This is a genomic window from Arthrobacter sp. Bz4 (assembly GCF_003075455.1).
In the GTDB taxonomy this organism is placed as follows: Bacteria; Actinomycetota; Actinomycetes; order Actinomycetales; family Micrococcaceae; genus Arthrobacter_D.
Genome location: NZ_QDAE01000003.1, coordinates 98,835 through 123,035 on the forward strand (window position 1 = coordinate 98,835; position 24,201 = coordinate 123,035).

Annotated in this window: 22 protein-coding genes; 14 read left to right on the top strand and 8 right to left on the bottom strand. The window is 61.5% G+C overall.

Annotated features, from left to right (window positions below):
- Nucleotide 1: 1 nt before the first annotated feature.
- Nucleotides 2-1,216, bottom strand: a complete 1,215-nt coding sequence (locus DDA93_RS03685) for a CoA transferase (RefSeq protein ID WP_019482469.1) — start codon at nt 1,214-1,216, stop codon at nt 2-4.
- A gap of 48 nt (nt 1,217-1,264) precedes the next feature.
- Complete coding sequence (locus DDA93_RS03690; protein ID WP_019482470.1) at nt 1,265-2,641, bottom strand: SLC13 family permease; 1,377 nt, start codon at nt 2,639-2,641, stop codon at nt 1,265-1,267.
- Between the two features lie 147 nt (nt 2,642-2,788).
- Here DDA93_RS03690 and DDA93_RS03695 point away from each other — a divergent pair, with 147 nt between their 5' ends.
- From DDA93_RS03695 to DDA93_RS03705, 3 genes are all read left to right on the top strand, one after another.
- Nucleotides 2,789-3,490 carry an FCD domain-containing protein gene (locus DDA93_RS03695; protein ID WP_019482471.1) on the top strand — a complete coding sequence of 234 codons (702 nt, stop codon included), beginning with the start codon at nt 2,789-2,791 and terminating at the stop codon, nt 3,488-3,490.
- A gap of 108 nt (nt 3,491-3,598) precedes the next feature.
- The gene (locus DDA93_RS03700; RefSeq protein ID WP_019482472.1) at nt 3,599-4,462 is read left to right on the top strand and encodes a universal stress protein; all 864 of its coding nucleotides are present in this window, start codon (nt 3,599-3,601) and stop codon (nt 4,460-4,462) included.
- An 81-nt stretch (nt 4,463-4,543) separates the two neighbouring features.
- Nucleotides 4,544-5,011: a pyridoxamine 5'-phosphate oxidase family protein gene (locus tag DDA93_RS03705; RefSeq protein WP_019482473.1), complete on the top strand. Its 468-nt coding sequence runs from the start codon at nt 4,544-4,546 to the stop codon at nt 5,009-5,011.
- Between the two features lie 42 nt (nt 5,012-5,053).
- Here DDA93_RS03705 and ppsA read toward each other — a convergent pair whose 3' ends face one another.
- Complete coding sequence (gene ppsA / locus DDA93_RS03710) at nt 5,054-7,495, bottom strand: phosphoenolpyruvate synthase (protein WP_116778107.1); 2,442 nt, start codon at nt 7,493-7,495, stop codon at nt 5,054-5,056.
- 119 nt (nt 7,496-7,614) lie between these two features.
- Between ppsA and DDA93_RS03715 the strand changes: the two genes are divergently transcribed.
- The 4 genes from DDA93_RS03715 to DDA93_RS03730 all read left to right on the top strand — a co-directional run bounded on the left by DDA93_RS03715 (nt 7,615) and on the right by DDA93_RS03730 (nt 11,522).
- Nucleotides 7,615-8,085: a GyrI-like domain-containing protein gene (locus tag DDA93_RS03715; protein ID WP_026041028.1), complete on the top strand. Its 471-nt coding sequence runs from the start codon at nt 7,615-7,617 to the stop codon at nt 8,083-8,085.
- 137 nt (nt 8,086-8,222) lie between these two features.
- Nucleotides 8,223-9,185 carry an ABC transporter ATP-binding protein gene (locus tag DDA93_RS03720; RefSeq protein WP_019482475.1) on the top strand — a complete coding sequence of 321 codons (963 nt, stop codon included), beginning with the start codon at nt 8,223-8,225 and terminating at the stop codon, nt 9,183-9,185.
- Nucleotides 9,186-9,204: 19 nt separating this feature from the next.
- The gene (locus DDA93_RS03725) at nt 9,205-10,359 is read left to right on the top strand and encodes an ABC transporter permease (RefSeq protein ID WP_019482476.1); all 1,155 of its coding nucleotides are present in this window, start codon (nt 9,205-9,207) and stop codon (nt 10,357-10,359) included.
- Nucleotides 10,360-10,367: 8 nt separating this feature from the next.
- Nucleotides 10,368-11,522, top strand: coding sequence for an ABC transporter permease (locus tag DDA93_RS03730; RefSeq protein ID WP_116778108.1), 1,155 nt, complete (start codon nt 10,368-10,370; stop codon nt 11,520-11,522).
- Here the strand turns inward: DDA93_RS03730 and DDA93_RS03735 are convergent.
- Nucleotides 11,519-11,872: a hypothetical protein gene (locus tag DDA93_RS03735; protein ID WP_019482478.1), complete on the bottom strand. Its 354-nt coding sequence runs from the start codon at nt 11,870-11,872 to the stop codon at nt 11,519-11,521. The genes DDA93_RS03730 and DDA93_RS03735 overlap by 4 nt on opposite strands.
- Nucleotides 11,873-11,973: 101 nt before the next feature.
- Between DDA93_RS03735 and DDA93_RS03740 the strand changes: the two genes are divergently transcribed.
- Nucleotides 11,974-12,327 carry a hypothetical protein gene (locus DDA93_RS03740; protein ID WP_024477452.1) on the top strand — a complete coding sequence of 118 codons (354 nt, stop codon included), beginning with the start codon at nt 11,974-11,976 and terminating at the stop codon, nt 12,325-12,327.
- Here DDA93_RS03740 and DDA93_RS03745 read toward each other — a convergent pair.
- A complete protein-coding gene (locus tag DDA93_RS03745; RefSeq protein ID WP_272942570.1) occupies nt 12,324-13,268 on the bottom strand; it encodes a 1-phosphofructokinase family hexose kinase in 945 nt (314 codons plus the stop codon). The two genes, DDA93_RS03740 and DDA93_RS03745, sit on opposite strands and share 4 nt — an antisense overlap.
- Before the next feature lie 455 nt (nt 13,269-13,723).
- On the opposite strand from DDA93_RS03745, the gene DDA93_RS03750 reads away from it, so the two are divergent.
- From DDA93_RS03750 to DDA93_RS03765, 4 genes are all read left to right on the top strand, one after another.
- On the top strand, nt 13,724-14,977 hold the full coding sequence (locus DDA93_RS03750) for an HNH endonuclease signature motif containing protein (RefSeq protein WP_243400506.1): 1,254 nt from the start codon (nt 13,724-13,726) through the stop codon (nt 14,975-14,977).
- A 48-nt stretch (nt 14,978-15,025) separates the two neighbouring features.
- Nucleotides 15,026-15,706, top strand: a complete 681-nt coding sequence (locus DDA93_RS03755) for a DNA alkylation repair protein (RefSeq protein ID WP_019482482.1) — start codon at nt 15,026-15,028, stop codon at nt 15,704-15,706.
- A 297-nt stretch (nt 15,707-16,003) separates the two neighbouring features.
- The gene (locus tag DDA93_RS03760; RefSeq protein ID WP_019482483.1) at nt 16,004-16,510 is read left to right on the top strand and encodes a flavodoxin domain-containing protein; all 507 of its coding nucleotides are present in this window, start codon (nt 16,004-16,006) and stop codon (nt 16,508-16,510) included.
- 149 nt (nt 16,511-16,659) lie between these two features.
- Complete coding sequence (locus tag DDA93_RS03765) at nt 16,660-17,904, top strand: nucleotide disphospho-sugar-binding domain-containing protein (protein ID WP_019482484.1); 1,245 nt, start codon at nt 16,660-16,662, stop codon at nt 17,902-17,904.
- 249 nt (nt 17,905-18,153) lie between these two features.
- Here the strand turns inward: DDA93_RS03765 and DDA93_RS03770 are convergent, their stop codons facing one another.
- Complete coding sequence (locus tag DDA93_RS03770; protein WP_019482485.1) at nt 18,154-18,873, bottom strand: TetR/AcrR family transcriptional regulator C-terminal domain-containing protein; 720 nt, start codon at nt 18,871-18,873, stop codon at nt 18,154-18,156.
- A gap of 85 nt (nt 18,874-18,958) precedes the next feature.
- Here DDA93_RS03770 and DDA93_RS03775 point away from each other — a divergent pair, with 85 nt between their 5' ends.
- Together DDA93_RS03775 and DDA93_RS03780 are read left to right on the top strand one after the other, a co-directional pair.
- Nucleotides 18,959-19,660 carry a DUF4386 domain-containing protein gene (locus DDA93_RS03775; RefSeq protein WP_019482486.1) on the top strand — a complete coding sequence of 234 codons (702 nt, stop codon included), beginning with the start codon at nt 18,959-18,961 and terminating at the stop codon, nt 19,658-19,660.
- A gap of 336 nt (nt 19,661-19,996) precedes the next feature.
- Nucleotides 19,997-20,737, top strand: coding sequence for an NAD(P)-dependent alcohol dehydrogenase (locus DDA93_RS03780; RefSeq protein WP_202802713.1), 741 nt, complete (start codon nt 19,997-19,999; stop codon nt 20,735-20,737).
- A gap of 237 nt (nt 20,738-20,974) precedes the next feature.
- On the opposite strand, the gene nrdF is transcribed toward DDA93_RS03780, so the two are convergent.
- Together nrdF and nrdE are read right to left on the bottom strand one after the other, a co-directional pair.
- Entirely contained in the window at nt 20,975-21,949 is a 975-nt protein-coding gene (nrdF, locus tag DDA93_RS03785) for a class 1b ribonucleoside-diphosphate reductase subunit beta (RefSeq protein WP_019482488.1), read from the bottom strand.
- Nucleotides 21,950-22,038: 89 nt separating this feature from the next.
- The gene (nrdE, locus tag DDA93_RS03790) at nt 22,039-24,138 is read right to left on the bottom strand and encodes a class 1b ribonucleoside-diphosphate reductase subunit alpha (protein WP_026041030.1); all 2,100 of its coding nucleotides are present in this window, start codon (nt 24,136-24,138) and stop codon (nt 22,039-22,041) included.
- Nucleotides 24,139-24,201: the final 63 nt, after the last annotated feature.

A 24,201-nucleotide genomic window follows, 5' to 3' on the forward strand; every position in this document is an offset into this window, starting at 1 on the left:
GCTAGGAGTCCTTCGCCAGCGCGTCGTCCAGCCAGCGCCGGATGTCGGCACCATCCTGGTCCAGCAGCGGAGGCGCGGTGTGGCTTGAGTTGGTGGTCTCCTGCTCGGAGCCATCGAAGAACCGCAACGGGGGGCCGGGGAGGCTGACCTTGCCCAGCAACTGGTGCTCGACGTCGATCAGCAGGCCCTGCGACTTCACCTGCTCCCACTCGTACACCTCATCGAGGGACCGGACCTTGCCCGCCGGAATGCCGGCTTCGTTGAGCTTTGCCAGCAGGGGCTCCGACTCGTACGCGGCGAAAGCCTGTTCGATCTCGCCGATCAGCAGGTCGCGGTTACGCACACGATCACCGTTGCTGGCGAACTCGGCGCGGTCGGCGTCGAGCCCGAAGGTTGTGGCGAACTTTTGCCACAGCTTCTCGCTGCCGACGCTGATCTGGACCTTCCCGGCGTCGCAGTTGAAGAGGCCGTAGGGTGCGATGGACGGGTGGTGGTTGCCCTGCGCCTTCGGCACCTCGCCGGCGACAGTGGTCCTGGTGCCCTGGAACGCGTGGACACCGACCAGCGCGGCAAGCAGCGAGGTCCGAACCACCTGGCCCTTGCCGGTTTTTTCCCTTTCCAGCAGTGCCGCCAGGGCGCCGTACGCCCCGTACATCCCGGAGAGGAGGTCAGCGATCGGCACACCGACGCGTTGCGGGTCATCCGGGCTGGGCCCGGTGAGTGACATCAGGCCTGCCTCGCCCTGCAGGATTTGGTCGTACCCGCTCCGGCTGGATTCTGGTCCGTCGTGCCCGAACCCGGTGATGGAGAGGACGACCAGGCGGGGGTTGAGCTGGTGCATTGCTTCGGTCGAGAATCCCAGGCGGTCCAGGACACCCGGCCGGAAGTTTTCGACGACGACGTCGGCCCGTTCCAGCAGGGCGGTCAGGACCTTCTTCCCGTCGTCGCTCTTCAGATCCAGGGCGATCGATTCCTTGTTCCGGTTACAGGACAGGAAATATGTGGCCTGCGGGTTGTCCTCGGGCCCCACGAAGGGTGGGCCCCAGCCGCGGGTGTCATCGCCGGAACCGGGGTTCTCCACTTTGATCACGCGGGCACCAAGGTCGGCCAGCATCATTGCAGCGTGGGGTCCGGCCAGGGCGCGGCTAAGGTCCACCACGAGGGTGCCGGCGAGTGGGCCGGACCGCTCTGCGGGGCTGGTAATAACGTCGGTCATGGTGATCTTTTTCCTTTCAGTGGGGTGTCCGGTTCCGGCGTTCAGGGCCTAGAGCCAGCCCGGCACCACGAGGACCAGCCAGGCGACCAGCGGTCCGACGACGACGATGATGCCGCCGTAGGCGAGGATCTGCTTGTAGAAGCGGTCCCTGTCAGTGCCCTCGGGGGCGTTGGCAAGTACCAACGCACCGTTGGTGGAGAACGGGGAAACGTCAACCACGGTGGAGGCGATGGACAGGGCGGCGATGACGCCGATCGCTCCGATTTCACCGGATTCCAGGAACGGGATGGCTAGCGGAATCAGCGCGGCGAGGATCGCCGTGGAGGAGGCGAACGCGGAGACGACTGCACCGATGTAGCAGATCAGCAGGGCAGCGAGCAACGGCATGCCGAGGCTGGCGACACCGTCGGACACGTATTCGATGGTTCCGGCTTCCTGCAGGACACCCACAAAGGTGAGCATGCCGCAGATCAGGAGCACCGTTGACCAGCTGATTTTTTCGACCGCACCCTTTTGGGACCGTGGAGAGATCAAGGCGAGGGCGACGGCGATGGTGATGGCAACGAAGCCGACGTCGACCTTGAAGCCCAGCGCCACGACGGCGAGGACGATCAGACCGGCGATGGTGGCGAACTGCGCGAGAGTCTGCTTGTTCTCGGTGCCGACGGCGCCGTCGCTGGCTGGCTTGGCTTTGCCCTTGAGCGAGTCGGTGCCCGACCCGGTACCGCGGAAGTCGACGTCGGCACCCGAGGCGCGAGCGCCCACGCTGGCGTGCATCCGGGCATCGGCTGCGTTTTCGACGAACTGCTCGACCCGGGCGGAGAACAGTTTCCGGCCACCGAGAACCAGGAACAGGACGACGGCGATGAGGAAGTTGAAGATGAGGCTGGAGAGGAAGAGTGCCATGGGGCTGTAGTCGAAGCCGGTGTCGGCGACAATGCCGTTGACGATGACGCCGTAGACGGCGATGGGCGAGAAGCCGCCGGCCTGTGCGCCGTGCACCACCATCATGCCCATCAGCAGCGGGCTGATCTTGTGCTTGGCCGCGAAACCGAGCGCGACGGGTGCCATGATTGCTACGGCTGCGGGGCCGAGCGCGCCGACGGCGGTGATGACGCCCGTGATGACGAACATGATCCACGGGATCAGGGCCACCCGGCTGCGGACAAGTTTGACCGCTCCGCTGACCAGGAGGTCGATCGTGCCGTTGTTTTGGGCGATCGCAAAGAGATAGGTGACGCCAACCAGGGTGAGGAACAGGCCGCCGGGGAAGTTGGCAATGATGTCATCGGTTTCCATGCCGAGGAAGACTGCACCCAGCAGGAAAGCGCCAACAAAGGCGAGGGCACCCATATTGACGGGCAGCAAGGTAGCGATGAGGAACATCGCTGCCAGGATGATGATTGAGAGGAGTGGGACGGACATAGGTCTTCTTTCGCCAGTGAAAGTGTGATGTGACGCACGTTACCGGCGCACTGGACTAGACTGTTAGACACTGATCCATTTGTCAATTGTGACCTGCTCGCCCCCTAAACTGGCATGACATCTCCCCACTGACGTTGAGGACCGCTGATGAACGCACTGCCCGACCCACGGCAGCTTGGCCGCGCACCCCGGCCACGACTCTATGAGCAGCTGGTCGAGCAGATCCTCGTCTACATCGAGGACGCCCAACTGGGGCCCGGTGATCTCCTGCCCGCTGAGCGAATCCTTGCCGAACAACTAGGAGTTTCGCGGGCGACACTGGCTCAGGCGCTGGTGGCCCTCGAAGTGCTGGGCGTAATCGATGTGCAGCACGGCACGGGGGCGGTGCTGGTGTATCGGCCGAGCTTGGCAACGGTGATCAGGAAGCTACGTGAGCATCAGACCAGGCTGCCCGAGATCACCGAAGCACGCAGCACCCTCGAGGTGAAACTGGCCGCCCTTGCCGCTTCCCGGCGGACCGCAGCAGACCTGGCGGCTATTGACGCTGCCCTTGAAGCAATGGCCACCGAGGTGACGGCGGGCGGTCGGGGCACCCAGGGTGATGAGTCGTTCCATCAGGCGGTCACCTCCGCCGCCCACTCCCCCGTGCTGGCCCAACTGATGGCGTTCATCGCGGAGATGGTATTGGAGACCCGGATTGAGTCACTGAGTCAGCCGGGGCGGCCCGAACAGTCACTGAAGTCGCATCGGATCATCGCCGAGGCGATCCGTTCCGGGAACCCGACGGCGGCCGCGGCGGCGATGCAGTCACACATCGATCTGGTCTCTGATGTGGCTTTGCTGAAGTAGTGCTCCCAGCTGCCCCTTCGGATCACGGTACTCGTGACTTTGGGCCCTATCGGGTTGTGGTGCGGTGCAGGACAGTAGGTCTCCTAACCATCGCGCTGGGAGGCCACCATGGAATCGTCAAAACCGATAGCCGTTGCAACCACTGATAATGCTCGTGGTCAGGCGGCGGTGACCTGGGCAGCCGCTCGCGCCGATCGTTATGGAGTGCCGCTGATTATTCTGCACGTCGTTGACGACCGCTGGGTCACCGAGGCGATTCCCTGGACGGAGAGCCTGATGGACAACGGGCAGAAGCTGCTGGAAACCGCGGCACAACGTGTCCGCGGGAGCACCGGCGTCGACATCACCACCAAGCTGCTGGAGGGCAGTGTCGCTGGGGCGCTCGGCGAATTCTCGGCCAACGCGTCAATGCTGGTGGTTGGCTCCGGCAGCGCCCACCTGGGTGGCACGCTCACGGATAGGGCTCTGCAGATCGCGGCAACCGCCACCTGCCCAGTCGCAGTCATTGGGGATCATGCGGGAAACGGGAAGGGAGTTGTTGTTGGCGTCGACGGTTCGGAGGAATCCACCCAGGCGGTCGCCTTTGCCGCAGCCGAAGCCGACCGGAATGGCCAGGAATTAATTGTGGTGTATTCCCTGAACACGCCGAACCATCTCCTCGACAAGGGCCTCCTTTCGCCCAGCCTCGACAAAGCCCTCGAAGAGGAGGAACAGGTCGTGTTGTCTGAAACCGTTTCGGGCGTCCGGGAGGACTACCCGGGGCTTCTCGTGCGAAAGGTGATGGTGACCGACGCCAAACCCGCGGCGGCCCTGGTTCAGACAGCAGCCGGCGCCCACCTACTTGTGATCGGGAGTCGCGGTCGGGGAGGCTTCAGGCGGCTACTGCTGGGCTCGACTGCCCACGGGGTGCTTGGTCATCTGCCCTGTCCCACGGTGATTACCCCGATTCATAAAGTTAAGCATGACGACTAGGCGGCTGGCAGCGGCCAACTCACTCGTTGAAGGGTCTTTGGGCCCTAGGAGTTGGCCGCAGATCGATCTAGGCTCGGGGTCATGACTACCGGCGCTGAAATACCCAGGACCACTACCCTTTCCCCTGAAGAATGCTGGGAACTCTTCCGACGAGGTTCGATCGGCCGGCTAGCAGTCTGGGCCAACGAGCAGCCCGAGATTTTCCCCATCAACTACAGAATCGACGGCGGGGATTTCATCTTTCGGACAGGCCACGGTTCCAAGTTGGCCGCCGCTTTGGGCCAGCGGGTTGCACTGGAGGCGGACGGAGTAGACAAGGAGGGGGTTATCGCCTGGAGTGTCGTTGTTAAAGGTCCCGCGTACAGGCTGGACCGCACTCCGGAGGTGCTCAACTCTGTGGGCCGTCTGCTCGTTCCCTGGGAGGCCGGCAAGAAGGATCATTTTGTTCGAATCGTTCCCGAAAGCATCAGCGGGCGACGGTTCCGAATCGCTGCGCCGCTCGCCTGGGGCGGTCGGTTGGATGACGCTATGCGTGCTGGGCTGGAATAAGCGCCCCTAGGCTGGAATAAGCGCCCATAAGCCCGCGCTGCCCTACTGCCCTGTCTGGCGGTTCTGACCTGTCTGGCGTTTCGAAGCTACTCGTGACTTCTCTGCCTCGGCGATGACCTGGACTGTGCGGAGAAAAGTATCGGGGTTCAGCGAGATTGAGTCGATCCCCTGCTCGACCAGGAACGCCGCGAAATCCTCGTGGTCGCTTGGTCCCTGTCCACAAATGCCGATCTTTATTCCCGCCGCGTGAGCTTTGTCGATGGCACGCGAGATCATCCACTTGACGGCCTCGTCTCGTTCGTCAAACAGTTGTGCCAAATGCTCCGAATCGCGGTCGACGCCAAGGACCAGTTGTGTCAGATCATTGGAACCGATCGAAAACCCGTCAAAGTGCCGGGCGAACTCCGAGGCAAGAATAACGTTTGACGGTATTTCGCACATCATGTAGATCTGCAGTCCTTCGTCCCCCCGGACCAGACCGTTCTCCGCCATTACCTCGATGACCAGCTCTGCTTCGCGGAGCGTGCGGCAGAACGGCACCATCACCAGGACGTTCGCAAAGCCAAGCTGCTCGCGGACCCGCTTGATTGCGCGGCATTCAAGCGCAAATCCTTCCCGGTAACGCTCGTCATAGTAGCGCGAGGACCCGCGGAACCCCAGCATCGGATTCTCTTCTGCGGTCTCAAAATAGCTTCCACCAATCAGATGGGCGTACTCGTTGCTTTTGAAGTCGCTGAGCCTGACGATGACCGGGCCCGGGTAATAAGGTGCTGCGATTTTTGCGATGCCCCGTGAGAGAACGTCAACGAAGTATTCAAGCAAAGTGTCATGACCGCGGGTGAGCTGTCTGATCTGCGCCATCTCGTCGGGATCAGTCACCAATTCCGGGTGAACAAGTGCCATCGGATGGATACGAATGAGGTTGTTGATAATGAATTCCATCCGTGCCAGGCCAACGCCTGCCGCCGGGAGCCGCCACCATTGGAAGGCAGCGGCGGGGCTGGCGATATTGACCATGACCGCGGTGTTGGTCTCCGGCAGGGCGCCGAGGTCAACTTCCTCCACCTCAAAGGCGAGCGTTCCCTCGTACACTCCCCCATCCTCACCGCCAGCACACGAGATGGTAATCGCCGATCCATCCTCAAGCAGCGAGGTTCCGTTCCCGGTACCCACCACGGCTGGTACGCCCAATTCCCGGCTGACAATCGCCGCATGGCTGGTGGGACCGCCATGATCGGTCACGATCCCCGCCGCCCGTTTCATCACCGGTACCCAATCCGGATCGGTCATCCTGGTGACCAGAATGGCGCCGTCCCGAAACTTGTCGATGTCCTGCGCATCAAGCACAACACAGGCGTCGCCGTGTGCGATTGCCTCGCCAATGGCCGCGCCTGAGAGGAGACGCCGCCCCGACTCCCGCAGGTGATACACGTTGAACGTGGTTTCGCTGCGTTGCGCCTGAACGGTCTCCGGGCGGGCCTGGACCATGAAGAGCTCCCCGGTTGATCCGTCCTTGGCCCACTCCATATCCATCGGCCGCTCGTAATGCTCTTCCACCGAGACAGCCCAGCGGGCCAGCGTCAGGATCTCGTGGTCGGAAAGTACAATTGACTCCCGCTCCAGATCGGTCGTTTCTATCGTCCGCGTGCGTGCGTGCCCACCGCGGCTGTACACCATTTTTCGTTCCTTGGAGCCCACCGTCTTCTCGATGATCGGAACAAAGTGGGGTGTGGCAAGCAACGGCTTGAAGACCTGGTATTTATCCGGGTTGATACTTCCCTGAACGACAGTCTCTCCCAGGCCCCAGGCTGCGCTGATCACCACGCTGCGCGGAAAACCTGACTCCGTGTCGATGGAAAACATCACCCCCGACGCACCAAGATCCGAACGCACCATCAGCTGCACGCCGATCGACAGGGCGACGCTCACATGGTCGAATCCCTTCATCTCCCGGTAGCTGATCGCCCGATCGGTGAACAACGAGGCGAAACACCGTCTGCAGGCTTCAAGGAGTTCGCGTTCTCCCGAAATGTTCAAAAACGTCTCCTGCTGACCTGCGAAGCTTGCGTCGGGGAGGTCCTCTGCCGTCGCACTGCTACGCACTGCCACCGAGGCTGACGGCCTGCCGGTCCGGGAAGACAGCGCCCGATAGTGCCCAGTGATCTCGGCGGCGATGTCTGCAGGAAATTCGCCTTCCAGTATCAATGCCCGAATGGTCTCTCCTGCTTCCCGCAACGTCGACTCGCCAGCATGATACCGGTTGACCGTGTCACGAATGCCGGGTTCAATGCCGTTGACGGCGATGAAGGCCCGGTAGGCCGACGCAGTAGTGGCGAAACCGTCGGGGACCCGCACACCCGACCCGAGGAGGGAACGCGTGAGCTCGCCGAGTGACGCGTTCTTACCTCCGACCGAAGGCACGTCAGCTATTCCCACGTCTTGCAGCCACACCACGTACACGTCTGCACTCGCTGTTGAAGTCATGGCTCCATCTTGGCGAGCCAGACCCGGCAGAAGCAGAGTCTAAAGTCCCGCCAGCAACCCTGCCTGAATAGGGTCGTAAGGCCCTGTCACCGCTAACTCCCGGCCGACACCCTATTGGAATGAGTGACAATGCACCCCAACCCACAAAAGTTCATACCCTGGAACAACCTGTTGCAGTGGTTCGCGAGCGTGTTCCGATGGACTCGCTCACTGACTTCTTCGGTCGTGCATTCCATCGGGTAATGGCCGCGACCCAGACGCAGGGCACCAACCCTGCCGGTCCACCCTTCGCTCTTTACCATGGGATGCCGAGCGAGACCATCGACGTGGAGGCTGGGTTCCCGATCGCAGGACACTTCGCAGAAGCCGACGGAGTGTCGCAGTCGGTGTTACCCGAGACCGATGCCTTTGAGGCCATCCATGTTGGTCCGTTCGACACCCTTGGCCAAACCTACGAGCTCCTTCAGGCCGCAATTGAGTCGGCGGGCCTCACCCCCGCGGATATCGCCTGGGAGTCCTATTTAACTGATCCGGAGGCGGAGCCCGACCCGTCAAAGTGGATCACCAAAGTTGTCTGGCCAGTGGCCTAAGTGGTTCCCTCCCCACCCGAGGCTCACCTCATGAACGTTCTTGTTGCCTACGCGACCTGGCACGGCTCAGTAATTTTGGGCAGTGCAGCCCATCTGACCCGCCGGCTGACATCGGCCAACGATCCCGTGGAACCGTCATGACGGCCGCCAGCCAGCTTCAGAGCGCTCCAATCCTGGGAGTGAACTCCCTGGTGAAGCGCTATGACAACCACACCGTTGTCAACGACGTCTCCTTCCACATTGAAGCCGGCGAAACGTATGGGCTCTTGGGCCCCAACGGCGCAGGTAAAACGACAATCATTTCAATGGTGGCGGGACTGATCCCTGCCGACTCCGGATCGGTCGAACTCATGGGTGCGGTCATGACGCCGACCAGCACCCGGGTAAAAGGGCACATTGGGCTCGTCCCTCAGGAACTTGCCATTTACCCGGATCTGACGGCCAAAGAGAATCTGATGTTCTTTGGCCGGTTGCAAGGGCTTGGGGGGAAGGAACTGAGGCAGCGGACGGACCTGGTCCTGAACCTTATTGGCCTCGGCGACCGTGCGCGAGAGCAGACCAAGAAATTCTCCGGCGGGATGAAACGCAGGTTGAACATTGGCATCGGCCTGCTCCACCGACCCACCCTGCTGATTTTGGATGAGCCAACCGTGGGGGTAGACCCACAGTCGCGCAATTCCATCCTGGAATCCGTTGAGACTCTTGCCTCGGAGGGAATGGCTGTCCTGTACACCACCCACTATATGGAGGAAGCCGAACGGCTCTGCGACCGGATCGCGATCATCGATCAGGGCCGGATTCAGGCGGAGGGCACCCGGAATCAGTTGGTCGAACTGACCGGCGGGGTGGACCGCATCGATCTGCGCGGCACCGGCAGCACCAGTAACGCAGCCACGGCGCTGCGGCAGCTCCCGGGCGTACAACAGGTCGATAGTGGTCCCTCAAACCTGCTGTTGACCGTCCACAACGGGCCAGGTCTTTTGGCACCCATTGTGGCCGAGGCCGGCGGTGCGGGAATGGCGCTGACTTCGGTGGAGATCGTCAGGCCCGATCTGGAATCGGTCTTCCTGCACCTCACCGGCAAAGCCCTGCGGGATTGATGTGCGCGGGCTCAGGACCATGGTCTCCAATGACCTCAGGCTGCGGATCCGGGACCGGTCGGTGTTCATCTTCTCCCTCCTCGTTCCGTTGGCCTTGATGGGGGTTCTGAACCTCTCCTTTGGAGGTGGCGGAACGGACAGCGTCGACTTGCAGCCCGCCGTCGTCGTCGCAAGTTCTGAAAACAGCGGCCAGCTCGGGGAAGCGCTCCTCGAGGCCCTCGATACCCTCCCCATGATGGACGTCACCGTCACCAGGGTGGCTGCCGACGAGGTCAGCGGCGAAACAAGGGATACCGGGGCTGAGCTGGGGCTCATCCTGCCGGAAGGGTTCACGACTGCGGTAACTTCCGGGGAGGCCTCTACCGTCCAGGTCATCGAAGGTGATGTTGCAAGCATCGAAACCAATGTGCTGATCTCGGTGGTGGACGGGGTGCTTCAGCAGTTCGCTGCGGGCACCGTGACTGCCACGGCAGGCGGTATGGCCGGGCTTCCGGAGGACGAGCTAACCGGCCTGGCGCAACGGACAGCCGCTGGCCCGGCCGCCTTGACCCTTTCGGAAGGCCAGGCATCCGCCGAGCAACTGTCACTCAGCGGCTCACTAGTGGCTGGTCAGACCGGTTTGTTCCTGTTGTTCACCGTCGGGTTTGGTGTTCTGGGACTGCTGGCGGAGCGGGAAGGTGGCACCCTGACCAGGCTACGGTCAGCTCCCGTCGCTCCCGGTACCATCATCTGGGCGAAGGCCCTGGTCGGGTTCATTCTGGGGGTGGTTGCCTCGTCCATCCTGCTGACGGTCGGTAGCCTGTTGTTTGACGTCTCGTTTGGGTCCCCGGCTGTGGTGGGGCTCCTGATCCTGGCGGTTGCGGCGGCGGCAACGAGCCTGACCTTTGTCGTCGCGAAACTCGTGCGAAGCGCCGAACAGGCGAATGTCGCCCAATCGATCCTGGCCATGGTGCTGGGAGTCGCAGGCGGAGCCTTTTTTCCTTTGCAGACCTCAGGGATTGTCGCGACACTGATGGACTTTAACCCTATTTCAGCGTTCATTCGCGGACTCGGCATCACCTCCGGAGGCGGTGGGGTGGCGGACGTCGCTGTCCCCCTGGCGATCATGCTGGGATTTGCAGTCCTTGCCACCGTGATATCGCGCCTGCTGCCGGACCGGGGTGCCCGCTTGTGAAACACATCATGGGAATTGCCCTGGTAGAGTTTCAACGTTTCCTCCGGGACAGGTCGAACATCTTTTTTGTCTTCATTTTTCCTTTGCTCCTCATTCTGTTGCTCGGCTCCCAATTCGGGGCCAATAGCGGACGGTCCCAGGTGGCGCTGTCGGGCGGGTCCGGTACTGCCCTGGAAAGTGCTTTGAAGGTTCAGCTGGAAGAAGATGGCCTCCAGGTGTCGTTTGCCGGTGAGGAAACGGTGAAACAGCAGCTGGGCCGTGCCCGAATCGACGTCGGCATTTTCATCAGCGATGACGACGCCGCGGACTACTCCGCGGGTCAGGAGGCCGACCTCGAGGTGATATCAGCGTCGCAGGCCTCGGCACAGGCCGTACTGCAGGAGGTGCGGACGTCAGTCCAGACGGTCAGCACAGCACAGCTACAGCGATCGCTCCTCCAGGAAGCGGGCGTCAGCGCGGCCGAGGCGACCACCGCCCTGGAGCGGGCGGAAACTTCTGTGGTACCCCCCGGACTGGAAATCGTGGACACCGACGACGTATCGCAGGAATTTTTGGGCTTGGGACGGTTCGATCTGGGCGCCACCCAGCAACTTCTGCTTTTCGTCTTCCTGAGCTCCCTCACCGGGGCTGCGACCCTCATCAACGCGCGGCGTCTCGGGGTGATCTCCCGCGTGATGGCCGCCCCGGTGACAAGCTGGCAGGCTGTGGCGGGGCAGGCACTGGGACGGTTCGGCATTGCCGTTGTCCAGGGGGCGTACATCATGGTTGGCACTGCTGTGCTGTTTGGCGTGCAGTGGGGCGATCCGTGGTTGGCAGGACTCGTTTTGGCGTTCTTCTGTGCGGTCTCCGCTGCTGCAGCGATGGTGATCGGCTCGGTCATGGATAACGACAGCGCCGCCTCGGGAGTGGGCGTGGGCCTCGGTCTCGTGTTGGCCGGTCTGGGCGGCTCGATGGTGCCCCCGGAGTTCTTCTCCGACACCCTTCAGACAGTGTCCCGGGTGACCCCGCACCGGTGGGCTTACGACGCGTTCGCTGAGATCCAACGACATGAAGGCACGTTGACTGACATTCTTCCGCAGCTTGCGGTGCTCGCAGGGATGGCTGTGGCTTTGCTGACCCTCGGCTCCATCCTGCTACGGCGCAGCCTCAGCAGGGCGCTCTAGACCAGACGCGCGCGTGCAATATTCCGGGCGTGGGTCCAGACAGCAAAAAAGATCAGCGGCACATGGATTGCGGGCAGGTTGTGGGCGAACCACCTGGGTAGGTAGATATCGGTCACCGAACCGGTGGAATCGCCGAGGCGTTGGGCCAGTGGGGTGAGCGGACAATGAAACCCGTTGCCGGCAAAAACAACAAGCTCGCTGCCGACAACGGCTGCAGCGACTCCCGCCCGCTGGTCTGTCCTTCCCCGTAACCCGGAGTAAAGCAGGTAAACCATGCATGCTTCGATGGAGAACCAGGCGGCGGTATGGAAGGACTTGACCGCCCGTAAGGCCCGCTGGTGTTCAGCCATGGGTGGCTCCTTTCGCCCTCGTTGGCCTCCAGAGTGCACCCATCTGCGGCCAAGTGGCAGAGTCCAAGGGCCTGTCCGCACAGCTGCCCTATGCTTGGACCATGGACTTCCTTCGCCTTCTGCTCGTCTTTCTCCACATTCTCGGTACGGCCGCCATCGTGGGCGGCTGGTTGGCCACATTCAAGCACCCCACCGTCACGCAGTGGCAGTGGATCGGCGCCCTCACCCAACTGGTCACGGGCCTGCTGCTGGTGGGTCTCGCTGAGATGGGCGACGGCGACGGCCCGAACCACGCCAAAATAGCCGTCAAGCTGGTCCTGACCATCGGCGTGGTTGTCGCCGCGTTCATCGGCCGCCGTAAGGCCAAGTCCGGACACGACGTCGCTAAGGGACTGGCGCACGGCGTCGGCGGTCTTGCACTGATCAACGTCGCGGTAGCAGTCTTCTGGAGCTAGCCCGAGTCAGTGCCGGGCGAGGGGACGCGCTGGGCCATCAGTTCCGCTTCGAGACGCGCTATGTCGTTTCGATGACAGAGTTCTGTGCCGGGTGTCATCGCTGCAGCGCTTCCGGCAGCTAGGGCTGTCAGGAAGGCGCTATCAACGGGTGAGCCCTGCGCAAGTCGGAGAACAAATGCCCCGAGAAAACTGTCGCCTGCTCCCACCGTGCTGACGACCTGCACTGACGGGGCCGGTAGCCGGATGGTGCCGGCCTCGGATGCAAGCACTGCCCCGGCATGGCCTAGGGTCAGTGCGACATATTCCGCTGCCCGGTCGGCGACCAGGCCCGACGCCGCCTCAATCTGAGCCTGCTCAGTGTCAAGCGCCCGGCCGAGATGAGTCGCCAGCTCCCGCCGGCTGGGCTTGACCAGAAACACCCCTTCTGCCAGCGCCTCGGACAGTGCTGCACCCGAGGCATCCACGACACAGCGGGCGCCGACCTTCCTGGCCAGGCGCGCCACCCGGGCATAAAAATCGTCCGGCACCCCGGGAGGGAGGCTTCCGCTGGCTATGACATACCCTTCCGGCAGAATCGCCTCCGAAACGAGCGCGAGACAGGCTCGCCACTCGGATTTGCTGAGCTCTGGGCCTTCGAGCACAAACCGGAATTGGGCGCCCGTCCCCGTCTCGTCGACGGTGAAACTTTCGCGGGTACTTCCTTCGATGGGTGCAACGAGGACCGGGATCCGCTCGGCTTCGATGAGGCGACGATACGCCTCCCCGGTTGGACCGCCGGCCGTGCATACGGCGAGCACCTGTCCGCCGAGTCGCTGGATAACCCTTGCCGCGTTCATTCCTCCGCCGCCCGGTTCCAGTCGGCTCGCGGAGCACCGAAGTTTATGACCACCGATGACCTGGTCAGTGGACGTGTAAACGTCCAACGCAGGGTTCACCGTCAAACTAAGAATCGGTTTGGGATGCCGCGGCGTGGGCGCCCGTTGAGAGTCTCCAGAGTCGGAGCTGGCCGCTTTGCCATTCATTGAGTACTACCCCCTGCGGTGGGTTTACGCCCAACTTACTCCCTGGTCAGTGCTACGTCACGAGGTGCCATTTTGCCGGTTTTTGGTTCGAATATTTGTTTGAGAGAGTTGTCCACATAGGCCCCATAATTCTCCGCAGTGTCGGAGCGGTTTGGGACAATGGAGGTATGGACGGCAGCAGGGCTCCATCAGTGACTGAGAAGGAACTTCCCTTCCCGGGAACGGCTCCGCGCGGCCCGTCAAGCCTGGGCAATACCGCTGATGGCAATACCGCTGATGACAGTACCGCTGATGGCAGCGCTGGCCCGGATGCTGGCACGCGTGCCTTACTCGACGCCCTCACGGCACTGAGGCCAGCCACGAACCCGGCCGGGATGATCGACCAGCTCCGCGGCCTGGAGGACCTCAAATCCGCCATCGCCGGAGTACAGGCCCGGATCGCGGTTGCCTTCGACCGCTCTGAACGCCACCACCAGGCCCAGACCGGGGTGCCAACCGCGGAGCAGGGCAAAAGTATCGGCGCGCAGGTCGCGTTGGCCCGGCGGGAATCCCCCTCCCGCGGCAACCGGCTCCTGGGCCTCGCCCAGGCCCTGGTCACCGAGATGCCCCACACTCTGGCTGCCCTGCACACCGGCCAGCTCAACGAATGGCGAGCCACCCTGTTAGTGAAAGAAACAGCATGCCTCTCCAGCTCCGACCGGACCGCCGTCGATGAAGAACTCAGCCCCGACACCGGGACCTTCACCGGGTGCGGGGACAAAACCATCATCGCCGCGGCCAAGGCTGCCGCCTACCGTCGGGACCCCCGCTCCGTGGTCAACCGCGCAGCCCACGCAGCCAACGAACGATTCGTCAGCATCCGCCCAGCACCGGACACCATGGCCTACCTCACCGCCCTGCTCCCAGTGAAGGAAGCCGTCACCGCCTACACGGCACTATCCCGGCACGCCGATACCGCCAGGGCGACCGGGGACACCCGATCCCGAGGCCAACTCATGGCCGACACCCTCGTCGAACGCACCACCGGGGTACCCGGGGGTGTCTCCCGCGTCGAACTGCAAGTGATCATCACCGACCGCGCCCTCCTCCAAGGTGACAGCGAACCGGCCAGAATCCCCGGCTACGGCATCGTCCCCTCGTCCTGGGCCCGGGACCTCATCCACCCCACTGACATCCACCCCGACATCAACCCCGCTGGCAGTGACCCTGCTGACGCTGAGCGGCATGCCTTCGACGTCTGGGTCCGGCGCCTTTACACCACACCAACAAGCGGTGATCTGGTCGCCCTGGACTCCAAAGCGCGGCTCTTCACCCCGGCGCAACGCCGGTTCATCACCGCAAGGGACCACACCTGCCGCACCCCGTACTGCGACGCGCCAATCCGACACTACGACCACATCATTCCCTGGCACCAAAGCGGCCGGACGTCGATCACCAACGGCGCCGGACTCTGCGAAGCCTGCAACCACACCAAAGAACAACCCGGCTGGGGAGCCCACCCACGCCCAGGACCCAGACACACCCTCCGAATCACCACTCCGACCGGACACAGGTACACATCCACCGCCCCACCCCTCCCCGCGCCCGGTACCGGATCTGACCCTGCGGGGTCTTTGTCTTCCCAGTAGTCTTGGCAGTCACACGATGCAATGGGTCATGAGGAAGAGGAACCCGTGATGACGGAGACGACAACAGACGAGGTACTTGCCGAGCTGGCCTCCCTCGAGGATCCCGGAATCAGAGTGGTGAATGCGAGGCACGGGGACGATCACGGAGTAAATCTGGGGAAGCTGCGCGCCGTAGCCAAGCGTTTGAAGACTCAACACGACCTTGCAGTGAGCCTCTGGGCAACCGGTGATACAGCTGCAAGGTTGGTCGCGCTTCTGATCTGCCGCCCGAAGGCTTTCGAACGTGACGAGCTGGACTCGATGCTCAGGGAAGCTCGTGCACCCAAAGTGCATGACTGGCTCGTCAACTATGTGGTGAAGAAGAGCCCGTTCGCCGAAGATTTACGGATCGTTTGGTTTGCCGACCTGAATCCCGTCGTGGCGGCTGCCGGTTGGGCACTGACTTCGGAACGAGTGATCAAGAGTCCCGATGGCCTGGACCTTCAGGCCCTGCTCGATGTTATTGAAGCAGAGATGAAGGACGCCCCGGATCGGCTTCAGTGGGCGATGAACCACTGTCTGGCGATGATTGGGATTGAACACGTCGAGCATCGTGCTCGAGCGCTTGATATCGGTGAGCGCCTTGAGGTCCTCAAGGACTACCCGACTCCCCCAAACTGCACCTCACCGTTCGCGCCGAGCTGGATCAACGAGATGGTGAGCCGGCAGGGGACCCAGGAAACTGGGTAAGCATGCGGATCGTCTCCTGGAACTGCGCGATGGGTTCCTCAAAGAAGGCCCACCTCCCGGCACGCCGCGCACACATGGTGGGAGCATTGCATTCACGGCGACCCAGCGTCGCGTAGGTGTCTCAGTACACCTAGGAGACCGGTCGAGGACACCCAGCAAACTCGATGACCACGCTTCAGTCGGTGCATAAACGCTCTCAGGCGTGAACACCATGAAACAGGCGGGGCAGACGTGGGGAGGTATCCCGGATAGGCTGTGAATACGGCCTTAATCGTGGTCTCTATATTAGGAGTAACGATGCGCGCACTTGTGGTCTACGAGTCTCTGTGGGGCAATACCGAGAAGGTAGCGCGAGCCATCGGCGCCAGACTTGCCGTCAATGCCGACGTTGAGGTGCGTGACTCGGATGCAGCACCAACGTTAGTTGATGGATACGACTTGTTGGTGGTTGGTGGCCCGACGCACGCTTTCTCTATGACACGCGCATCCACCCGAGCTGACGCCGTCAAGTCCCACTCGGCCCCGCATGAGCCGGCCCGTGGCATCCGGGATTGGCTCAACCAAGTCGAACGGCCCAGCACTGAGATCCCCGCCTTCGCGTTCGATACCCGGGTCGACAAACCGAGACTCCCCGGTTCCGCGGCAAAGGCGGCGAGACACGAGTTGCGCTCACTTGGATTCGACACACAAGTCAAGCAGCAAACCTTCCGCGTCCATGGCTACGAAGGGCCCCTCCTGGACGGTGAGATCGAACGCGCAACGGAGTGGGCAGGCGATCTGCTTGCGCGGCTTGGCGCTCCATAAGGCACACGGAGTACCTCCTGTAGACCGGATGAACAATCTTCGAAGCCCCCTCCGTCCGGCTGGACCCCTGAGGTTAGTAGGCTCCATCAACCGGACGGTCTGCGGGTTTCGGGGGCCGAGTTCGGTCTGCAACCACTGAGGAGGTCACCGTGTCAGTTCTCCTTTTCGCACCGGTCACGTTCAATCTGGCTGAAACAACCCGCATGATCGAGGTTGCAAAAGCACTTCGCGATCGTCATGAGTGCGTCTTCCTGGGGTACGAACCGGACTTCTCTCATTTCATCATCGACGCTGGGTTTACCTTCCATCAATTGCAACCGGTGTGGAATGAGCTAGAAAAAGCTCGGGCGCTGGCGCTGGATCAAGGCCGAGGGGTGCGCAACCCGTTCACCGTTGATTTGGTGCGCCGCCGGGTGGCGGCGGAACGCCGCCTGATTCGTGAGACCGCAGCTGTAGCCGTGGTGCACGGCACCAACGTCACCTCTCTGATCTCTGCACGCGCCGAAGGGATTCCACTCTTCTACCCGGTACCGTTTGCACTGACACGTCCTCATGTTGAGCAGACCAAACACGGCCTCTTCGCTATCCCAGGGTGGGTAGAGCCGGTGGTAATGCCTGCCTTCAGGGCTCTTTACAACACTGCTCCCCTGGTCCCACGCGCCTTCAAAATCGCGGCCCGGGAAAACTCAAAGCGCCCGCTTCGCAGCATGGCGTCGATGTTCGAGGCAGACTACAACCTGCTCACCGTTATGCCATGGGAACTGGAGGGCTATTCGTTGCCATCCAACTATGAGAGGGTAGGGCCAATCTTCGCGCACCTGCCAGGGGAGTTGCCCGACGTCGTTCACGATCTTGCGTCCTCTCCCCGGCCGCTGGTCTACCTTGCGCTCGGGTCTTCAGCAAGCAGACGTCTGGCTCTGGGTACCCTTCGATCCTTGGGTAAACTACCCATCAACGTCGTCGCACCTGTGGCCCATTACCTTACTGATGGCGACCGCAAGGAGGTACCCGCCAATGTGACAGTGACCGGTCTGCTGCCGGCTCACCGGCTAGGGGGGCTGGTGGATGCGGCAGTCCTTCATGGTGGTCAAGGGACTGTGCAGACGGCATGCGCCACGGGAGTCCCCTTCGTGGGGATGGGATTGCAGCCGGAGCAGAGGTGGAATGTTGCCGTATGTGAACGCCGTGGCAACGCGACAGCTTTACGACCCCGCCAGGTCGGCACTCCTACCTTCGCGCGGTCGGTTCGAACTGCCATCGAAGATTCGGGTATGCGCGATGCCGCGACCCGCACCAAACTGGCCTACGCGTGTGAAAACGGTGCGATCGCCGCGGCGTCCGCGATCGCACGCGTTCTGGCCTCTCCCAATCCCCGGGACTTCGAAGCTCCTTGAGTCTTCACCTGCCCTCCCATCCGTCATCAGTCCCGACGGAAACTATCGGATTGGTTCTGCATCCTGCCCCACACAACTTGTGCTTCCTGGTGCTGGAAGGATTGGCATCAGGTGTGGCACTGCGATCTAAGGGAGCGAGCCCAGGCACCATATCCAGGCACCAGCGTAGCGGACGTCTTCGCCATCTCTTGATCGATCCCGAAGGCTAACCCGACGGACCAAAGGGACCATGCGTAGCCTCAGTCTTCGTCAAGCGCTTTCGGTCAGCATGCCTTGAGGGTGACGATCCCCCGGATGTCGTTCGAGCCATCCCTCGAGTCCGTCGAGGAGAAGGTCGAGGCCGAGCGGAAACTCGTCGCCATAGGAGTAGCCCGGTTGAAGCACATGCTCCGCCGTCAGCTCGGCGAGGTACGGGTAATCGTTGACGGGAAGTTGGGCGAGCATGGCGTGCGCCATGGCAGCCGTCTCTTCCTGAGTGTGAAACGGCAGGTTCTTCTCCTGCATCGCGAAGCCGTAGATGTAGCTGTCCAATGCCGAGAACGCGTGAGCTGCCATGGCAATGGAAAATCCCGCGTTCCGCAACGTGCCGATCACCCGGTCGTGATGCCGCAGCGTGGCTGGCCCGGGATTGGTCCCTGAGTCCTTCAAACCGGTGGCCCATGGGTGGCGTGAGAGCGTGTCGCGGAATGAGACCGATCGCTTGCGGATCGCCGTCTTCCAATCGTCGCTGTGCAAGGGCAGTTCGATCTCGTTGAACACGGCGTCGACCATAGCATTGAGCAGGTCTTCTTTGTTCGCGACGTGGTTGTAAAGCGACATCGCTTCCACCCCGAGTTCTTCCCCGAGCCTGCGCATCGTCAGTGATTCGATGCCCGAGTCATCGGCAAGCGCAATTGCTGCGCCCAGCACCAGCTCGCGGTTCAGGCGGCCGCGTGATGCCGCCTCGGTCTTGGTCGAGAGTCTCGCCATAATTTCTCCGTTCTGGTCTATTGACAACCTTACCATGTAGGCGTACTTTACTTACACCATCAGCTTACAACGTAAGGATATCAAAATGAACCGCACCTCGCTCGACTCGAGCAAGACCGACGTCGCGCAACGCCCGATGAACTTCACCACCTGGTCGCCACGAACTGCGGCCTTTGTGGCCGGACTCGGACTCGCGATCATGGCGGTGCTGGCTGGTTTCGCCAACTTCGGCGCGATTGTTCCCCTGATCGCTCGCGGTGATGCCGAACAGACCGCACAGAACGTCTCCGGCGCCCCGCTCCTGTTCTTCGCGGGTGTCGTCGGCTTTTTCATCGTGGCCCTGCTCGACATCATCGTGGCGGGGGCGTTCTACACACTGTTCCGGCCGGTGAGCCGTCGGGTCTCGGCGGCGGCCGCCTGGATGAGATCGGTGTACGCGGTCTTGTTGGTGGTTGCGCTCAGTCAACTCGTGATCGGGTTCTCGCTCCTCGGCGATCCCGAAGCCGCCCTCCCGGTGCTGGAGTCGTTCAACACCATCTGGGTCATCAGCCAGGGCCTGTTCGGCATTTCCCTTCTGCTGGTCGGCTATCTGGCCTTCCGATCGGGTTTCGTGCCAAAGGTCTTCGGCATTCTGCTCGCCATCGCAGGCATCGGATACCTGGCCGATGCTGTCGGTGTGGCCGTTATCCCCGACTTCTCTGCCGTATTCGCCCAGTTCATGTTCGTGGGCGAGGTAGCGATTATCTTCTGGCTACTCATCGCTGGCCGCCGGCTGCCCGCCAACTGAACCGTCGACTGCCAAGGAGAAGACCATGGACAATCCCGGCACCGGAAACTTCCCCAGGTCCTAGCCACACCCCTAACTCAGGAGAACCGCATGCAGGCAATCACAAGCCGCTCCTACGGCACGCCAGAAGTCGTCCACGTTGAAGAGATTGATACACCGGTCCCCAGAAAAGGGGAGGTATTGATCCGCAACTATGCAACCGTCGTCTCACAGGCGGAATCTACCGCACGCAACGGCAAGGACCCCCTTGCTAGGCTCTACTTCGGTTTAGCACGGCCGCGCTTTCCGGTCCTGGGAACTGGCTTTGCCGGTGAAATTCAGTCAATAGGAAGCGCTGTGACCAAGTTTCGTGTTGGTGATCAGGTCACAGGATCAGCGGGACCGACCTTCGGTGCCCATGCCGAGTACGTCACGGTCCCCGAAAACGGGATCATCGCGTTGAAGCCTGCCGGCCTGGTACCGACGGACGCCGTGGCAGTCCTGGATGGTGCACTCACCGCCTTGCCCTTTCTAAGAGACGCCGCCAGCCTGAAGTCCGGTCAGTCGATATTGATCAACGGCGCCTCCGGCGCGGTGGGTACGGCGGCCGTTCAGCTCGCCAAGCATTTCGGGGCAGTTGTCACCGGGGTCTGCAGCACGGCAAACCTTGACCTGGTGAAATCCCTAGGTGCCGACACAGTGATCGATTACACCGCACAGGACTTCACAGAGCTGGGCCAGGTCTATGACGTTGTCTTTGATGCGGTAGGCAAGAGCTCATACATCCGCAGCCGGAAGCTTCTGAAGCCCGGCGGCATCTACCTGACGACCGTGCCCTCCTTACCGATTTTGATGTGGATGCTGGTGACTCGCATCTTCGGCAAAACCCGGGCAAAAATCGCGTTCACCGGGCTTCGAAGAGCCAAAGCGATGGCTCTGGATGTGAAGTTCATCAGCCATCTGGCGGCATCGGGACACTATGTCCCGGTTATCGACCGAACCTACAACCTGAAGGAAGCCGCCTCCGCGCATGCCCGTGTGCAATCAGGGCGCAAGAAAGGCAGCGTCGTCCTCACCCTGCATGACCCCGGTGAATAGCGGCCTCCGCGGCAGCGGCACTGTTCTTTCCCTGACACCCGGAAACCCTGACCCGGAACATCGCGTCCCCGTCGTTTATCGAACGCATCATCTGAGTCCCGGTAACCATCTTGCTGGTGATAACACGCTGGCCTCTTCTGTCTTCTCGAAGAGGGCAGGAAAAAGGCCCGAACCCGCGAGTTTTCGCAGATCCGGGCCTCTGACCAGACTTTCAGCAGGGACTTCGAAAATAAACTCCTAGAAGTCCCAGTCATCGTCCTCGGTGTTGACTGCCTTGCCGATGACGTAGGACGAACCCGAACCCGAGAAGAAGTCGTGGTTCTCGTCGGCATTCGGCGACAGCGCAGACAGGATCGCAGGGTTCACGTCAGTGACCGACGCCGGGAACATCGCCTCGTAGCCGAGGTTCATCAGCGCCTTGTTGGCGTTGTAGTGCAGGAACTTCTTGACGTCCTCCGCCAGCCCGACGGAGTCGTACAGATCGTGGGTGTACTGGACCTCGTTCTCGTACAGCTCGAACAACAGCTCAAACGTGTAGTCCTTGATCTCCTGCTTCCGCTCAGCCGACTCTTTCTCAAGACCCTTCTGGAACTTGTAGCCGATGTAGTAGCCGTGAACGGCTTCATCGCGGATGATCAGACGGATCAGGTCAGCCGTGTTGGTCAGCTTCGCCCGTGACGACCAGTACATCGGCAGGTAGAAACCTGAGTAGAAGAGGAAGCTCTCGAGCAGCGTCGACGCCACCTTACGCTTCAGGGGATCGTCACCACGGTAGTAGTTCATGACAATCTCAGCCTTGCGCTGCAAATTCTCATTCTCAGTCGACCAACGGAACGCCTCGTCGATTTCCTTGGTGGAAGCCAGCGTCGAGAAGATCGACGAATAGCTCTTGGCGTGCACCGACTCCATGAACGCGATGTTCGTGTACACGGCCTCCTCATGAGGAGTGATCGCATCGGGAATCAGGCTGACAGCGCCAACCGTGCCCTGGATCGTATCCAGCAGGGTCAAACCGGTGAACACCCGCATGGTGAGCTGCTGCTCGTCAGGAGTCAGCGTCGCCCACGACTGAACATCGTTGGACAACGGCACCTTCTCGGGCAGCCAAAAGTTGTTGACCAGACGGTTCCAGACATCCACGTCCTTGTCGTCCTGGATGCGGTTCCAGTTGATTGCCTCAACGTGGCTGAGCAGCTTGACCTTCTCGGTCATGTCATCCCCTAAATGGTGGGTTAGTTCTTAGTTAAAGCGTACGACGCGGGCGGGCACCCGCCGTCGTACTGGTAGTCAGCAGCGGCTGCCTACAACATGCAGCTGACGCAGCCCTCTACCTCGGTCCCTTCCAGCGCAAGCTGGCGGAGACGGATGTAGTAAATGGTCTTGATGCCCTTCTTCCAGGCGTAAATCTGGGCCTTGTTGATGTCCCGCGTGGTGGCGGTGTCCTTGAAGAACAACGTCAACGACAGGCCCTGATCCACGTGCTGCGTGGCAGCGGCGTAGGTGTCAATGACCTTTTCGAAACCCAACTCATACGCATCCTCGTAGTACTCGAGGTTGTCGTTCGTCAGGTATGGCGCCGGGTAGTACACGCGGCCCAGCTTGCCTTCCTTGCGGATCTCGATCTTCGACGCCACCGGGTGGATCGACGAGGTGGAGTTGTTGATGTAGCTGATCGAACCGGTGGGTGGAACGGCCTGCAGGTTCTGGTTGTAGATGCCGTGCTCCATGACCGAAGCCTTCAGAGCACTCCAGTCCTCCTGGGTAGGAATGTGGATGTTCTTGAACAGCTCGGCAACCTTCTCTGTCTGCGGAACCCAGGCCTGGTTAGTGTACTTGTCGAAGAACTCGCCGCTGGCGTACTTGGACTTCTCAAAGCCACCGAATGTGGTGCCGGTCTGGATGGCCAGCAGGTTCGATGCCCGCACCGCGTGGTAGACCACCGAGTAGAAGTAAATATTGGTGAAGTCCAGGCCCTCTTCGGATCCGTAGTGCACCCGCTCGCGTGCCAGATAACCGTGCAGGTTCATCTGGCCGAGGCCAATCGCGTGGCTCTGGTCATTGCCGCGGGCAATCGACGGAACCGAGACGATATTGGACATGTCAGACACAGCCGACAGCGACCGGATGGCCGTTTCGATGGTCAGACCGAAGTCCGGCGAATCCATGGTCTTCGCAATGTTCAGCGAACCCAGGTTGCAAGAGATGTCCTTGCCGGTCTCGTCGTAGGACAGGTCATCGTGGTACGTGGTGGGCTGTGAGACCTGAAGGATCTCGGAGCACAGGTTGGACATGATGATCTTGCCGTCGATCGGGTTGGCCCGGTTCACCGTGTCCTCGAACATGATGTAGGGGTAGCCGGACTCGAACTGGATCTCCGCGAGCGTCTGGAAGAAGTCGCGAGCCTTGATCTTGGTCTTCTTGATCCGGGCGTCGTCCACCATTTCGTAGTACTTCTCGGTGACCGAAACGTCGGAGAACGGCATGCCGTACACCTTTTCGACGTCGTAGGGCGAGAACAGGTACATGTCCTCATCCTTCTTGGCCAGCTCGAAGGTGATGTCAGGGATCACGACGCCGAGCGACAGGGTCTTGATCCGGATCTTCTCGTCAGCGTTCTCACGCTTGGTGTCGAGGAAGCGGTAGATGTCAGGGTGGTGGGCGTGCAGGTACACGGCCCCGGCACCCTGGCGGGCACCCAGTTGGTTGGCATAGGAGAAGCTGTCCTCAAGAAGCTTCATCACTGGGATGACGCCCGATGACTGGTTTTCGATCTGCTTGATTGGTGCACCAACCTCGCGGATGTTGGTCAGCGCGAACGCCACACCGCCGCCACGCTTGGACAGCTGCAGTGCCGAGTTGATGGACCGGCCGATCGACTCCATGTTGTCTTCGATGCGGAGCAGGAAGCAGGAGACCAGCTCACCGCGCTGGCGCTTGCCAGCGTTCAGGAAGGTGGGGGTGGCCGGCTGGAAACGGCCCTCGATGATCTCGTCAACCATCTGCAGCGCCAACTGCTGGTCGCCGCGGGCCAGGTGGAGTGCCACCATGCAGACGCGGTCTTCGTAGCGCTCCAGGAATCGCTTGCCGTCGAACGTCTTGAGCGTGTACGAGGTATAGAACTTGAAGGCGCCGAGGAAGGTCTCGAAGCGGAACTTCTTGCTGTACGCGCGCTTGTAGAGGTCGCGGATGAAGTTCATTGAGTACTGGTCAAGGGTTTCCCGCTCGTAGTACTCGTTCTTCACGAGGTAGTCGAGCTTTTCCTCAAGATCGTGGAAGAACACGGTGTTGTTGTTGACGTGCTGCAGGAAATACTGGTGTGCGGCCTCGCGATCGGCCTCAAACTGGATCTCTCCGTTGGGGCCGTAGAGGTTCAGCATTGCATTGAGCTCGTGATAGCCCATGCCGTGGAACCGCTCTAGCGCAGGTGCGGCGGTGCCGCCTGCTCCCTTTGTCTCTGTCTCTGC